This window comes from Microbacterium sp. UNCCL10 (assembly GCF_000746195.1).
Taxonomy (GTDB): Bacteria; Actinomycetota; Actinomycetes; order Actinomycetales; family Microbacteriaceae; genus Microbacterium; species Microbacterium saccharophilum.
In genome coordinates this window covers 83,297-96,487 of record NZ_JQKT01000009.1, presented here as the reverse complement: position 1 = coordinate 96,487, position 13,191 = coordinate 83,297, and the positions used below count along the sequence as shown (strand labels likewise).

Sequence of the window (13,191 nt, the reverse complement as noted above, 5' to 3'; positions counted from 1 at the left end):
GATCGACGTCCAGATCGTGCGGGAGGTCTCGCGCGACGGGCGGGCGACGCTCGCGCATCTCTCGGCCGCCGTGGGGCTGTCGGTCTCCGCCGTGCAGACCCGACTGCGCCGCCTGGAGGCGCGGGGCGCCATCCGCGGCTACCGCGCCGTCGTCGACCCGGACGCCGTGGGCCGCCCGCTCGCCGCCTTCATCGAGATCACGCCCCTCGACCCTGCCCAGCCCGACAACGCGCCGGAGATGCTCGAGCACCTCGACGCCATCGAGGCGTGCCACTCGATCGCCGGCGCCGCCAGCTACATGCTGTTCGTGCGGGTGGCCGCCCCGCGGGACCTCGAGGTCCTGATCCGCGACATCCGCCAGGCGGCATCCGTGAGCACCCGCACGACCGTCGTGCTGCAGACCTTCTTCGAGAACCGCCCCATCGAGCCGGCCCTCACCCGCTGAGCGCGCACACGGGTCCGGGATACATCTCCCGGCGGATGCCGGCGGGCCCGGCGCTCGCGTAGCGTCGAGGCGTGCTCCGCCCGATCCGCAGATACCAGCTCGTCGTCGACCTCGTCCTCGCGGGCCTGTTCGCCGTCGTCGCGCTGCCCATCGAGCTGCGCGTCGACCCGTCCCTCTCGTTCAACGGACTCGGGACGACCCTGGTCGTCGTCGCCATGTCCGGGGCGCTCGCGGTGCGCCGGCTGTCGCCCGGACTGGCGCTCGGCATCGCGTGGGCGGGTGCCGTGATTCAGATGGCCTTCGGCCGCACGCCGGGCTACGTCGACCTCGCGATCTTCGCCGTCCTCTACGTCACGGCGGCCTACGGGTCCCGGCGGGTGTTCTGGGCGGGCTTCGCGTCGGTCATCGTCGGCGCGGCCGTCATCACGCTGTACGTCTTCCTCCCGGTCTTCGGCGGCGGCGGGTTCAGCCTGTCCTCCGTCACGACGGCCTTCGCGGTGCTCATCGCCGCGCTGTTCGGCCTCGGCCTGGCCTGGACGATCGGCGCACTCGTCCGGACCGGCGTGCGTGCCCGCGAGACGCGGCGCGCGCAGGAGCGCGCCGAGACCGCCGCCGCGACCGAGGCCGAACGCACCCGCATCGCCCGTGACATGCACGACGTCGTCGCGCACTCCCTCGCCGTCGTCATCGCCCAGGCCGACGGTGCCCGGTATGCCGCGGCCGCCGACCCGAACGCCGCGACGGCCGCGCTGGGGACGATCTCGGCCACCGCCCGCGCCGCCCTCTCGGACGTGCGGATGCTGCTCACGCAGCTGCGGCACAGCCAGGCCGACGGCCCCCAGCCGACCCTCGCCGACCTCGAGCAGCTGTACGCGCACGTCCGGGGCGCGGGCGTCGACCTGCGCGTCGACGTCGACCCCGCGCCGCGCGCCGACCCGCCGGCATCCGTGCAGCTCGCCGTCTACCGCATCCTGCAGGAGGCCCTCACCAACGCGCTGCGCCACGGCGGCGACGGCCCCGTCGAGGTGTCGCTGGCATGGCATCCTGACCGGGTGGAACTCCGCGCCGTCAACCCCGCCGTAGCGGCCCGCGCCGATGATCAGCCGCGCGGGCACGGCGTCATCGGTATGCGCGAACGCGCGCAGCTCGTCGGGGGCACCTTCGACGCCGGCATCGACGGCGCCGCCTTCATCGTCCGGGCGACCCTGCCGATCGGAACCGCCGCGTGAGCGCCCCCATCCGCGTCGTCCTCGTCGACGACCAGGCGCTGTTCCGGGCGGGCATCCGCATGGTCATCGACTCCCAGCCCGACCTGGTGGTCGTGGGGGAGGCCGGCGACGGCGCCGAGGCCCTGCGCGTCGTCCGCGCGACGCGCCCCGATGTCGTCCTCATGGACATCCGGATGCCGGTCATGGACGGCCTCGCCGCGACGGCCGAGCTGCTGCAGGACGCCTCGTTCGGCGACAGTCCGCCGCGCATCGTCATGCTGACGACGTTCGACCTGGACGAGGCGGCCGCCCGGGCGATCCGGCAGGGGGCGAGCGGATTCCTGCTCAAGGACGCCGACCCCGAGTTCCTCCTCGCCGCGATCCGGACGGTGCACGCTGGCTCGGCGGTGATCGCCGCCGCCGCGACCCGCGAGCTGTTCGCCCAGTTCCCGCAGGCCGCCGCCGCACCGGTCCCCGCCAGCTTCGCGACGCTCACCGACCGGGAGCGCGAGATCTTCGCGCTCGCCGCCCGGGGGCTCTCGAACGCGGAGATCGCGGCGAGGGAGTTCCTGTCCGAGGCGACCATCAAGACGCACATCAGCCGCATCCTCACAAAGCTCGCGCTCCGCGACCGCGTGCAGCTCGTCGTCTTCGCGTTCGAGCACGGGCTCGCCTGACCGCGACCGGGGACGACCGCGGGATCATCCTTCCGATGTACGCCCGCGCGACTGCGGGCGGACGCGCCCGCACCCGGTGTCTTCGTAGCGTCGGAGACATGGAGATCACATCGACCGACCTGGGCCTGGCTGCCCGGGTGCAGCAGCTGACCAAGACCTACGGGACGGGCGAGTCCGCCGTCCGCGCCCTCGACGGCGTGACCGTCGGCATCCGCCGCGGCGAGTTCACCGCGATCATGGGGCCCTCCGGCTCCGGCAAATCCACCCTCATGCACATCATGGCGGGCCTGGACGCGCCCACCGGGGGCCGCGCGTGGATCGGGGACACCGACATCACGGGCCTCTCCGACCTCGAGCTGACGATCCTGCGCCGACGCCGCGTCGGGTTCGTGTTCCAGTCGTTCAACCTCGTCCCGACCCTCGACGCGCTCGGCAACATCCTGCTGCCCTTCGCCCTCGACGGCCGGGAGCCCAGCGCCCTCGAGCGCTCGCGCATCGACGGCCTCATCGCCTCGCTCGGCCTCGGCCCTCGCCTGACGCACCGCCCGCACGAGCTCTCCGGCGGCCAGCAGCAGCGGGTGGCGATCGCGCGGGCGCTCGCGACCGCGCCCGACCTCGTCTTCGCCGACGAGCCGACGGGGAACCTCGACTCCCGCTCGGGCCGCGAGGTGCTCGCGCTGCTCGCCGCCGCGAGCCGCGAGCACGGCCAGTCCATCGCGATGGTGACGCACGACCCGGTCGCCGCCGCGTACGCGGACCGCGTCCTCTTCCTCGGCGACGGGCGCATCGTCGCCGACAAGCCCGCCCAGACCGCCGAGGCGATCTCGGCTCACATGCTCGCCGCCGAAGAGGTGCCCGCGTGACCGCCGTCACCGTCGCGGCGCCGAGCCGGCGGATGCCGGCGGCCGTGCCGGTCTGGCTGCGGGAACGCGGCATGGGCGCCACCGTCCTCGTGGCGGCGATCTCCGCCGCGTTCGGCGTGCTGCTCATCAGCGTCACGGGCTTCCTCGGCGCCTGGCTGAAAGCCGACCCGTACATCGGCGGGGGCGAGACGGTGGCCGTCGTCGTCGGCATCCTGAGCGCCCTGCTCGTCGGTGTCGCCGTTTACGTCGCCGCGATCGTCACGGCGAACACCTTCGCGACGATCGTCGCCGGCCGCACGCGCCGCATCGCCCTCCTCCGCCTCATCGGCGCGTCCGCCCGGTCCCAGCGCGCTGAGATCGCCCGGCAGGGGCTCGTGGTCGGCGCGATCGGCGGCCTCGTCGGCCTCCTCGGCGGCACGTTCGCGGCGTGGGGGCTGCTCGCGATCGGCTCGCGGCTCCTGGGCATCGAGGTCGCCTACACCGTCGTGCAGCCGCTCCTCCTGATCCCCGCGGCGATCGTCGCGCTCACCACGTGGGCCGCCGCCTGGGCGGGCTCGCGCCGCGTCCTGTCGGTGACACCGCTGCAGGCGCTCTCCGGCTCCGTCGAGCGCACGCACGAGGAGGTCTCCGCGACCCGCGGTCGCACCGTCGTCGCGATCGCGCTCTTCGCCGTCGGTGCCGCGCTGCTGGCGCTCGGCATCGTGGTCGGCATGATCAGCCCGTTCGGCGTGATCGTCGCGTTCTTCGGTGGCCTCGCGTCCTTCACGGGACTCACGCTCGGCGCCGTCCTCGTCATGCCTCCGCTGCTGCGCCTGACCGGCCGCCTCTTCGGCCGGTCCGTCCCCGCGCGACTGGCCGCGGAGAACGCCCTCCGCTACCCGGAGCGCTCGAGCCGCATGGCCATCGGCGTCGTCATGGGCGTCGCCCTCGTGACGATGTTCGCCGTCGCGAACGAGTCGGTGAAGATCGTCGTGGCGGCCTCCGGCGGCGGTGCGCTGCCCGCCGACCTCGGGCAGCTCCTCGACACGTTCGCCGCCGTCATGATGGGGCTCGTCGCGGTCTCCGCCGTCATCGCGGCCGTCGGCCTCGTCAACCTCCTGACGATCGGGATCGTGCAGCGCCGTCGTGAGCTCGGCCTGCTCCGCGCGCTCGGGCTCACGTCCGCGCAGGTGCGGCGGGTCGTGCTGTTCGAGGCCGCGCACGTGACGGTCACGGCGCTCGTCTTTGGGCTGGCGCTGGGCGTCGCGTACGGGTGGGCGGCGGCGCAGTCGCTGTTCGGGTCGATCCCGATCCCGCCGGACTGGGCGTCGCCGACGTTCGTCCCGCCGGGGATGCCGTGGGTCCCGTTGCTCGTCGTCGTCGTGGCGACGGCCGTGCTCACGCTCGTGGCCGCCGTCACGCCGACGCGCCTCGCGACGCGCGCCGCACCGGTGGAGGCGCTGGCCGAGTGATCTGATCGGGCGGGGCGGGGATGCTGCGGTCAGGCCGCGGCATCCCCGTCGCCGTGCGCGGCGGGCTCGGGGTCGTGCGCCCAGGACGGCGCCACCTGCCGCAGCCGCGCGCCGCGCCACTGCCACGTCGCCCACAGCACGGGCCAGAGCGGCAGCGCCGCGGCACCGCCGACGACGAGCCGGTCGCGCCACAGAGTCTTGGTCGGGTCGCCCGGGGCCGGGGAGACGGCCATCTGGTGGTCCCAGACATCCAGCGCGGCCAGCGGTCCGGTGAGCGGGATGCCGCTGTCCCGCAGGATCCGGACGGGGCCGCGCGCGTCCTCCGTGTAGCGCTCGCTCACGTGGATGAGCTGCCGGCCGACCGGGATGGCGCCGGCGAACGTCAGCTGCACGGGCACGTCGGCGCCGACCGTCATCGACGTCGCCGGGTGCGCCTCGAGCGGCTGCATGCCCAGCAGGGGTGCGTACAGCTCGGCGACGGCCCGGGGGGAGTGCAGCGCCCGCCACGCGGCATCCGCGTCGCAGTCGAGGACGAGCTTCAGAAGGATCCGCATGGTCCAGTGTCGCATCACGCCGAATCCGTCTAGAGTGAGAGATCGGATGGGAGCGCTCCCATGACGACCGCCACGACACACCCTTGGACACCGATGCCCCTCTCTCCCGCCATTGAATCCGGTGACCGCTCGCACGCTGTGACGCCGGTCGAATCCGTCGCGCAGATCTCCACGCTGCTCGAGGACACCGATCCCACCCTCGACCCCGCCCTCGCCGAGGTCGCGCGGCAGGCGGCCGCCGACGGTCTCGTGCTGCTGCACAACGACGGCACGCTGCCGCTGGCGGGGCGCCCCGTCGCCGTCTTCGGGCGCGTGCAGATCGACTGGTTCGCCGTCGGCTACGGGTCGGGCGGCGACGTGAAGGTGCCGTACGTCTGGAACCTCCTCTCCGGCCTGCGCGACGCGGGCGTGGCGGTGGATGCCGCGACCGCCGAGCTGTACACCGCCTGGTGCGCCGCCCACCGTCCTGCCTTCGAGGGCACGTGGGGGCAGTGGCCCCACCACTTCCCGGAGATGCCGCTGGACCCGGCCGTCGCCGCGGCGGCCGCCGAGCGCGCCGACACGGCGGTCGTCGTGATCGGGCGTGCCGCCGGTGAGGCGCGGGAGAGCGTCCGGGCTCCCGGCAGCTTCCACCTCACGGGCGACGAGCGCGCCATGCTGGACGCCGTCACGGCATCCTTCCCGCACACCGTCGTGGTGCTCGACGCCGGCAACGTCATGGACCTCTCGTGGATCGCGGACTACGGCGACCGCATCGGCGCGGTCCTGTACGCCTGGCAGGGCGGCATGGAGGGCGGGCGCGCGGTGGCCGCCGTGCTCGCCGGGGAGGTCTCGCCGAGCGGCAAGCTGACCGACACCATCGCGTGGTCCTACGAGGATTACCCGAGCGCCGCGAACTTCGGCGACCCAGACGCCAACGAGTACGCCGAGGACATCTTCGTCGGCTACCGCTGGTTCGAGACCTTCGCGCCCGAGCGCGTGCAGTACCCCTTCGGGCACGGCCTCGGCTACACGACCTTCGACGTCACGGTCGCCGAGACGACCGTGGACGAGGCCGGCCTCCGGCTCGCCGTCGACGTCCGCAACACCGGCGCCGCGCACAGCGGGCGCGAGGTCGTGCAGGTCTACGTCGCCGCGCCGGACGGGCGCCTCGGGCAGCCCGCACGCCGCCTCGCGGCGTTCGCGAAGACCGGCGAGCTGGCCCCCGGCGCCGCCGAGCGGCTCGAGCTCGCGGTCCGCCTCGACGACCTCGCCTCCTACGACGACTCGGGAGCCACGGGACATCGCAGCGCGTGGGTGCTCGAGGCCGGCCACTACCGCTTCCTCGTCGGCACCGACGTGCGCTCGGCGGCGCCGGCGGCCGTCGTGACGATCGATGAGCTCCGCGTCGTCCGCCAGGTGTCCGAGGCCGCGGCGCCCTCGCCGTCGGCCCCGTTCCGCCGGATGACGCTGGCCCGCGACGAGGACGGCCGCGCCGTCGTCGCGTGGGAGGACGTCCCCACCGCGACCGTCGCACGTGCCGAGCGCATCACCGCGGGCCTTCCCGCCGAGACGCCGATGACGGGGGACCGCGGCATCACACTGGACGCCGTCGCCGCCGGCGCCGCGAGCCTGGACGAGTTCGTCGCGCAGCTGAGCGCCGAGGAGCTCGCCCTCCTGGCCCGCGGCGACGTGACGATGCACAGTGCGCTGGGCGCCGCCGGGAACGCCGGCGTCCTCGGCGGGGTGTCCCCCTCGCTGCGCGCGAAGGGCGTGGCGCCGGTCACGACGACCGACGGACCCAGCGGCATCCGCCTCTCCGCTTACGCGTCGCTCCTGCCGTCCGGCACCGCCCTGGCATCCACGTGGGACACGGCGCTCGTCCGTCGGCTCACGGCGCTGCACGGCGAGGAGATGATCCGCAAGGGCTCCGACGTCCTGCTGAGCCCGGGCATGAACATCCATCGCGACCCGCTCTGCGGCCGCAACTTCGAGTACTTCTCGGAAGACCCGCTGCTGACCGGCCGGATGGCGGCCGCGGTCGTCACGGGCGTCCAGTCCAACGGCGTCGCGGCCTGCCCGAAGCACTTCGCCGCGAACAACCAGGAGACCAACCGCACGCGCAACGACTCCCGCGTCTCGGAGCGGGCGCTGCGCGAGATCTACCTGCGCGGGTTCGAGATCTGCGTCCGCGAAGCCGAGCCGCTTGCGCTCATGACCTCGTACAACCAGGTCAACGGGGTGTGGTCGCACTATCACCACGATCTCGTCACGACGATCCTCCGCCAGGAGTGGGGGTACGCCGGCTGCGTCATCACCGACTGGTGGATGGAGGAGGCCGTGGACCCCGACTTCCCGGCGCTGGCGGACAACGCCTACCGCGTCCGCGCGCAGGTCGATGTGCTCATGCCCGGCGGAGTGAAGACCGAGGCCGGACCGGGCGACTACGCCGACGACACGATCCTCGAGTCGCTGGCGCGCCCGGACGGCCTGACGCTCGGCGAGCTGCAGCGCTCGGCGCGCAACGTGCTGCGCCTCGTGCTCGCGCTCAAGCCGGTCATCGACGCCCGTAGCCTGGAGGCGTGAGCTCCCCCTTCGACCAGTCCCGCTACCAGGTCCGTCTCGACTGGGGCGTGGCCGGTTACGACCGCCTCGCTCCGGCCGACGTCACGGTCGTCGTCGACGTCCTGCGCTTCTCGTCGACCGTGATCGACCGGGTCGCGGCAGGCGAGTCGGTGGCGCTGGATGCCGACGCGCACGCCGTGTCGCTGAACGGCGCGGCGGTGGCCGCGCACGCGGCCGCGTCCGGCACCGTCGTGATGCTCGGGGCCCTGCGCAACGCCGCCGCCGTCGCGGACGCGATCCTCGCCGAGCAGCGGCGCCGCGGCGCCCGGACGAGCATCGCGCTCATCGCGGCGGGGGAGCTGGCCGGCCGTGCGGCCGGCGCGCCGCTGCGGTTCGCGGTCGAGGACCTGCTGGGGGCCGGCGCCGTCGTCGACGCGCTCGGTGCGCTCGGCCTCGACCACACGTCGCCGGAGGCGGCCGCGGCGGGCGAGGCGTTCCGCGGGCTCCGCGGTGCGGTGCGGCACCTCCTCACGGCGAGCGGCTCCGGCCAGGAGCTGATCGACCGCGGGGTGCGGGACGAGGTCGTCGCCGCGGCGACGACGGATGCCGCGACCTGCGTCCCGGTCTTCCGGGGCGGCCGGTTCACGGCGTACGCCTGAGCCCCGGACGTCGGGCTCAGCGCGGCGTCATCGCGGCGAGCCGCGTCGCGGCGGTGATCTCGCGTCGCCGCCAGCTGAACAGGTGCCGCTCGTCGAAGACCGGCGAGCACTTCGCGCACGATGTCGCGCGGGTGGCGCGGCGGTGCCGGTAGGCGGTGTGCCCGGCGGGGCAGACGCCGACCCAGGGCGCGAGCTCCGTGGCCGTCTCGCCGTGGTGCGTCACGCCGCCGGTGTACCCGATCGAGCGCGCCGTCCGCTTCCAGGCGGCGCCGTGCGCGGCCTTCGCCCCGGCGAGCGCATGCGCGACCTCATGCAGCAGCACCTGCCGGTTCTCCTCGTCGTCGAACCGGGCGGCGAGGTACCGCGACACCGTGATGCGCTTGCGGGTGTAGTCGCAGGCGCCGGCGCGGCGCTTCGCGTTGTCGAACGCGAACGACCACGACGCGTCGAGGTGCGCCGCGATGAGGGCTTCCGCCTCGCGGCGGACGACGTGCAGATCGGTCATGCCGGGACGATAGAGCGTGGGTCGGACACTCAGCTGGCGACGGATGCCGCGTGCCGACGCCGGTCGGCGGCCTCGATCGCGAGGAGCGTGGACTCCAGCTGGTCCTCCGGCGCTCCGGACTCCTGCCGCAGGAACAACGCCCGCTTGAAGTCGGCGCGCGCGGCGCCGTAGTCGCCGGCGTCGTAGTGGACCTTGCCGCGGTGCTGGCAGGCGAACGCCGCAAGGGCCGTCCAGCCCTGCCCTTCCGCTTCCTCGGTGCACATGTTCAGCTCGTGCACGGCGGCCGCGTAGGCGCCGCGGAACTGCTGCACCGTCGCGTGCAGCACACGGGCGCGGAGGAGGTCCTTGCGGGTGCCGGCCATGCGGGCGACCCGCACCGCCTGCTCCGAGACGACGAGCGCGTCCTCGAGCTTGCCGAGGACCTTCAGCAGCCAGACGCGCTCGAGGAGCGCGGGGAGGCTCCGCTGGTCGCCGAGCTCGTCGAGACGGTCCTTGCAGCGGCGGAGATCTACCTGCTCGCGCAGGGTGTCGGGGTCGTACCCGAGGATGTAGCTCACCGTCGTCTCCCTTCGCGCGTGCCGGTTCGCGCCTCCAGTGTCACCCGAGGTCCGCCGCATCCGGCGAGGCACGCCGCGTGCCGTCGACCTCGGCGTCGGAACCGGGTTCAGCGTTCGAACACGGACGCCGCGGGCTTCGGCGACGGGGCGGCATCCGCATCCGTCACGACCCGCGCGCCGCGCGCGAACTCGTCCAGCTCGGTGCCCTGCGCGACCTTCGCCGGGTGCGGGCCGGCGGCCATGAGACGCGGCAGCCACTCGACCGGGAGGCGAGCAGGCGACGCCGCGATCACGAGGTTCCCGAACCGGCGGCCCTTGAGCGTCTGCACCTCGGCGAGCACGATGACCTCCGGCAGGACGGCGCGCACCGTCGCGACCTGGCGTCGCGCGAACGCGAGCCCGGCGCCGTCGGCGACGTTGACGAGCAGGACGCCCGCGGGGGCGAGGAGGCGCGTGAGGATGCGGTAGTACTCGACGGTCGTGAGGTGCGCGGGGGTCTGCGCCCCGGCGAAGACGTCGGAGACGACGAGGTCGGCGGCGCCGATCAGTCCCGGCGGCATCTTCTGCGCGACGGCCCGCGCGTCGCCGATGCGCATGCGCACCTGGGCGCCGCGGGGGAGCGGCAGGTTCTCCCGCACGAGGTCGGCGAGCGGCTGCTCGAGTTCCACGACCTGCTGGCGGGAGCCCGGGCGGGTGTGCTCGAGGTAGCGCGGGAGGGTGAGGGCGCCGGCCCCGAGGTGCACGGCGGTCAGCGGCTGCCCCGGCATCCCGAGCAGGTCGATGACGGCCGCCATCCGCGCGATGTACTCGAAGTGCAGGTGCGTCGGGTCGTCGAGGTCGACGTGTGACTGCGGGGTCCCGTCGACGTCGAGCTCGAAGCCGCCGGCGAAGCGGCTCGGGAGGATGCGCGCGATCGTGCCGTCGGACAGGCGCCGCGACGGCCCCGCATCCTCCACGTGTGCGCGCGCCATCCCCCCACGCTAGTCGTGCCCCCCCTCAGGGCCCCACGCCTCCCGGGCCGCCCGGGCCTCCGCCATCCCATGCCCGGCCCGTCGAACCAACACTGGCTCGCCGGCCCCATGCGACTTTGGCGCGGTTCTCGTACGGGTTCGGCGAGCCTGTACCGGTGCGCCGCCGTCAGCGGGGTTCGGAGCGGGGAGAAACCACATCCGGCGTGATAAACCACGCCTGTCGTGGTGTCTCATGCTCGATGTGGTTTCTCAGCGGATGCCGGGATGCCGGGATGCCGGGATGCCGCGACCGGGCCGAGGCGCCGGCACGGCGCTACCGTGGGGGCATGGCGGCGATCGACCTCAACGCGGACCTCGGCGAGACGGTCGATGGGATGCCGACGGCCGACGACGAGGCGATGTTCGAGGTCGTCTCCAGCGCCTCCGTCGCGTGCGGCGGCCACGCGGGAGACGCCGCCTCGATGCGCGACGCGGTCGAGCGCGCTGCCCGCCGCGGCGTCGCCGTCGGGGCCCACCCGTCCTACCTCGACCGCGCGGGATTCGGCCGCGCCGCGCAGGACGTCGACCCCGCCACGCTCCGCGCGCAGGTCGCGGCGCAGCTGACCGCGCTCGTCGGCGCCGGCGCCGACCTCCGCTACGTGAAGGCGCACGGCGCGCTCTATCACGCGGTCACGGCGGATGCCGCTGCCGCCGCCGCCGTCGCGACCGCCGTCGCGGACGTCGCCGCGCGCCTCGGCCGCCCGCTGCCCGTCCTGGGCCTGGACGGCGCGATCGCCCGTGCGGCGGAGTCCCGCGGGCTGCCCTTCCGCCGTGAGGCGTTCCTCGACCGCGGGTACCGGGCCGACGGCTCGCTCGTCCCGCGCGGCGAGCCGGGCGCGCTCCTGCACGACCCGGATGCCGTCGCCGCCCGCGCCGTGCGGCTCGTGCGGGAGGGTGTCGTCGAGGCGGCGGACGGGACCCTCGTGCGGGTGGATGCCGTGTCACTCTGCGTGCACGGCGACACCGCGGGCGCCGTCGCGATGGCGCGGGCCGTCCGTGCGGCGCTGGACGCGGCGGGTGTGGCGGTGCGCGCGCCGTGGTGACCGGCCTCCGCCTGCTGCCGTTCGGCGACCGGGCCGTCCTGGCCGAGGTCCCGAGCCTGCACGCCGTGCTCGACCTGCACGCACAGCTGACGGCGGCGCCCCCGCCCGGGGTCGTCGACATCGTCCCCGCGGCCCGCACGGTCCTCGTCCGCGTGGACCCCGGCGCGCTGCCGCTCACGGCGGCGCGGGCGTGGATCACCGCCGCCGCGGAGGCGCCGGCCGCCGCGCCGGCGCCCTCCTCCCTCGTCGAGCTTCCGATCACGTACGACGGCGCCGACCTGGCCGAGACGGCCGACCTGCTCGGCCTCACCCCCGCGGAGCTCACCGCCCGGCACGCCGCCGCAGAGTGGACGGTCGCGTTCACCGGCTTCGCCCCCGGCTTCGGCTACCTCGTGAGCGAGGGGTGGCCGTTCGACGTACCCCGCCGCGCGACTCCGCGCACCCGCGTGCCGGCCGGCGCCGTGGGGCTCGCCGGCGCGTTCAGCGGGGCGTACCCGCGCGAGACGCCGGGCGGCTGGCAGCTCATCGGCACGACGCCGGCCCCGCTCTTCGACCCGGATGCCGGCACCTCGGCCCTCCTCGCACCGGGTGCGCGCGTGCGGTTCGTGCCGCAGGTTCCGGATGCCGTGAGCGGCGCCGCACCCGTGACCGGCGCCGCCCCTGCCGACCGTGCCGGCACGGCCGGTGCGCCCCCGCCTCCCGGTTCCACCCCCTCCGCGTCTCGCGGCCGCGCCGACTCCACCCCGCCCGTGCCTCGCGTCCCGGCGACCCCGAACCTGACCCCCACCCCCGCCCTCACGATCCGCGAGCCCGGGCTCCTCGCCACCGTCCAGGACCAGGGCCGCCCCGGTCACGCCGCGGAGGGGGTCGCCGTCTCCGGTGCGCTGGACCGCGCCGCGCTGCGCACCGCGAACCGGCTCGTCGGCAACGACGAGGGCGCCGCGGGGGTCGAGATCACGCTGGGCGGGTTCCGCGCCGTCGCGCACACCGACCTGTGGGTCGCCGTGACCGGCGCGTGGGGTCCGATCCGCTGCGCCGGTCGCGAGCTCGCGCCGTACGAGGCGCACCTGTGGCCGGCCGGCGCGGAGCTGCAGGTCGACTGGTTCACGCGCGGCGCGCGCGGCTACCTCGCGGTGCGCGGCGGCCTCGACGCCCGCGCGGCGCTCGGGTCCCGGAGCACCGACATCCTGTCCGGGCTCGGCCCGGCCCCCCTCGCCGCCGGCTCCGCGCTCGCGCTCGCCGCCGCCGCGGCGCGCCCCGTCCCGCCCGACGACCTGCACCCGTGGAGCCCGCCCCGAGACGACCTCATCGAGGTGGAGCTCGCCCCGGGGCCCCGCGCCGACTGGTTCGCCCCGCCCGCGCTCGCCGCCCTGTTCGAGGCGGCCTGGACCGTGACCGGTCAGGCGGACCGCGTCGGCATCCGACTCGACGGACCGCTCCTGGACCGCGTGCGCACCGACGAGCTCCCCAGCGAGGGGATGGCCCCCGGCGCCCTGCAGGTCCCACCCGCCGGCCGCCCTGTCATCCTCGGCGCGGACGGGCCGGTCACCGGCGGCTATCCCGTCATCGCGGTGGTGACGGATGCCGGACGCGACGCGCTGGCGCAGGCGCGCCCCGGCACGACACTGCGCTTCCGGCACGCGCGGACCGGGCCCTGGCCCGCCTAGGGTTGACC

The 13,191-nt window shown here is 74.9% G+C and carries 13 protein-coding genes; 9 read left to right on the top strand and 4 right to left on the bottom strand.

The features are described 5' to 3' along the window. The first annotated feature begins 1 nt into the window (after position 1). From BR85_RS10890 to BR85_RS10870, 5 genes are all read left to right on the top strand, one after another. Positions 2 to 445 (top strand): Lrp/AsnC family transcriptional regulator, encoded by a 444-nt coding sequence (locus tag BR85_RS10890; RefSeq protein WP_051526342.1) that lies wholly within the window; start codon positions 2 to 4, stop codon positions 443 to 445. 71 nt (positions 446 to 516) lie between these two features. Then, positions 517 to 1,674, top strand: a complete 1,158-nt coding sequence (locus BR85_RS10885) for a sensor histidine kinase (RefSeq protein ID WP_028496562.1) — start codon at positions 517 to 519, stop codon at positions 1,672 to 1,674. Next, positions 1,671 to 2,330, top strand: coding sequence for a response regulator transcription factor (locus BR85_RS10880; protein ID WP_028496561.1), 660 nt, complete (start codon positions 1,671 to 1,673; stop codon positions 2,328 to 2,330). The genes BR85_RS10885 and BR85_RS10880 overlap by 4 nt, the downstream gene beginning before the upstream one ends. Positions 2,331 to 2,428: 98 nt before the next feature. Continuing rightward, positions 2,429 to 3,193, top strand: a complete 765-nt coding sequence (locus BR85_RS10875) for an ABC transporter ATP-binding protein (RefSeq protein ID WP_028496560.1) — start codon at positions 2,429 to 2,431, stop codon at positions 3,191 to 3,193. Between the two features lie 32 nt (positions 3,194 to 3,225). Then, positions 3,226 to 4,644 carry an FtsX-like permease family protein gene (locus BR85_RS10870; RefSeq protein ID WP_231478702.1) on the top strand — a complete coding sequence of 473 codons (1,419 nt, stop codon included), beginning with the start codon at positions 3,226 to 3,228 and terminating at the stop codon, positions 4,642 to 4,644. Between the two features lie 29 nt (positions 4,645 to 4,673). Here the strand turns inward: BR85_RS10870 and BR85_RS10865 are convergent, their stop codons facing one another. Then, positions 4,674 to 5,198 carry a hypothetical protein gene (locus BR85_RS10865; protein ID WP_028496558.1) on the bottom strand — a complete coding sequence of 175 codons (525 nt, stop codon included), beginning with the start codon at positions 5,196 to 5,198 and terminating at the stop codon, positions 4,674 to 4,676. A gap of 93 nt (positions 5,199 to 5,291) precedes the next feature. Here BR85_RS10865 and BR85_RS10860 point away from each other — a divergent pair, with 93 nt between their 5' ends. Both BR85_RS10860 and BR85_RS10855 read left to right on the top strand, forming a co-directional pair. Then, positions 5,292 to 7,763 carry a glycoside hydrolase family 3 protein gene (locus BR85_RS10860; RefSeq protein WP_028496557.1) on the top strand — a complete coding sequence of 824 codons (2,472 nt, stop codon included), beginning with the start codon at positions 5,292 to 5,294 and terminating at the stop codon, positions 7,761 to 7,763. Further along, positions 7,760 to 8,401, top strand: a complete 642-nt coding sequence (locus BR85_RS10855; RefSeq protein ID WP_028496556.1) for a 2-phosphosulfolactate phosphatase — start codon at positions 7,760 to 7,762, stop codon at positions 8,399 to 8,401. Before BR85_RS10860 ends, BR85_RS10855 begins: the two co-directional genes overlap by 4 nt. Before the next feature lie 16 nt (positions 8,402 to 8,417). Here the strand turns inward: BR85_RS10855 and BR85_RS10850 are convergent, their stop codons facing one another. The 3 genes from BR85_RS10850 to BR85_RS10840 all read right to left on the bottom strand — a co-directional run bounded on the left by BR85_RS10850 (position 8,418) and on the right by BR85_RS10840 (position 10,434). Further along, entirely contained in the window at positions 8,418 to 8,906 is a 489-nt protein-coding gene (locus BR85_RS10850) for a SprT-like domain-containing protein (RefSeq protein WP_028496555.1), read from the bottom strand. A 29-nt stretch (positions 8,907 to 8,935) separates the two neighbouring features. Continuing rightward, positions 8,936 to 9,463, bottom strand: a complete 528-nt coding sequence (locus tag BR85_RS10845) for a hypothetical protein (protein ID WP_028496554.1) — start codon at positions 9,461 to 9,463, stop codon at positions 8,936 to 8,938. Between the two features lie 107 nt (positions 9,464 to 9,570). Further along, entirely contained in the window at positions 9,571 to 10,434 is an 864-nt protein-coding gene (locus BR85_RS10840; protein WP_028496553.1) for a spermidine synthase, read from the bottom strand. 326 nt (positions 10,435 to 10,760) lie between these two features. Here BR85_RS10840 and pxpA point away from each other — a divergent pair, with 326 nt between their 5' ends. Together pxpA and BR85_RS10830 are read left to right on the top strand one after the other, a co-directional pair. Then, positions 10,761 to 11,516: a 5-oxoprolinase subunit PxpA gene (gene pxpA / locus BR85_RS10835; protein WP_028496552.1), complete on the top strand. Its 756-nt coding sequence runs from the start codon at positions 10,761 to 10,763 to the stop codon at positions 11,514 to 11,516. Then, entirely contained in the window at positions 11,513 to 13,183 is a 1,671-nt protein-coding gene (locus BR85_RS10830; RefSeq protein WP_036272855.1) for a 5-oxoprolinase subunit B/C family protein, read from the top strand. The genes pxpA and BR85_RS10830 overlap by 4 nt, the downstream gene beginning before the upstream one ends. Positions 13,184 to 13,191: the final 8 nt, after the last annotated feature.

Coding starts and splice junctions, on each gene's coding strand:
- BR85_RS10840 (WP_028496553.1), bottom strand. CDS start 10,434: ATGGCGCGCGCACACGTGGAGGATGCGGGGCCGTCGCGGCGCCTGTCC.
- BR85_RS10875 (WP_028496560.1), top strand. CDS start 2,429: ATGGAGATCACATCGACCGACCTGGGCCTGGCTGCCCGGGTGCAGCAG.
- BR85_RS10860 (WP_028496557.1), top strand. CDS start 5,292: ATGCCCCTCTCTCCCGCCATTGAATCCGGTGACCGCTCGCACGCTGTG.
- BR85_RS10865 (WP_028496558.1), bottom strand. CDS start 5,198: ATGCGGATCCTTCTGAAGCTCGTCCTCGACTGCGACGCGGATGCCGCG.
- BR85_RS10870 (WP_231478702.1), top strand. CDS start 3,226: ATGCCGGCGGCCGTGCCGGTCTGGCTGCGGGAACGCGGCATGGGCGCC.
- BR85_RS10850 (WP_028496555.1), bottom strand. CDS start 8,906: ATGACCGATCTGCACGTCGTCCGCCGCGAGGCGGAAGCCCTCATCGCG.
- pxpA (WP_028496552.1), top strand. CDS start 10,761: ATGGCGGCGATCGACCTCAACGCGGACCTCGGCGAGACGGTCGATGGG.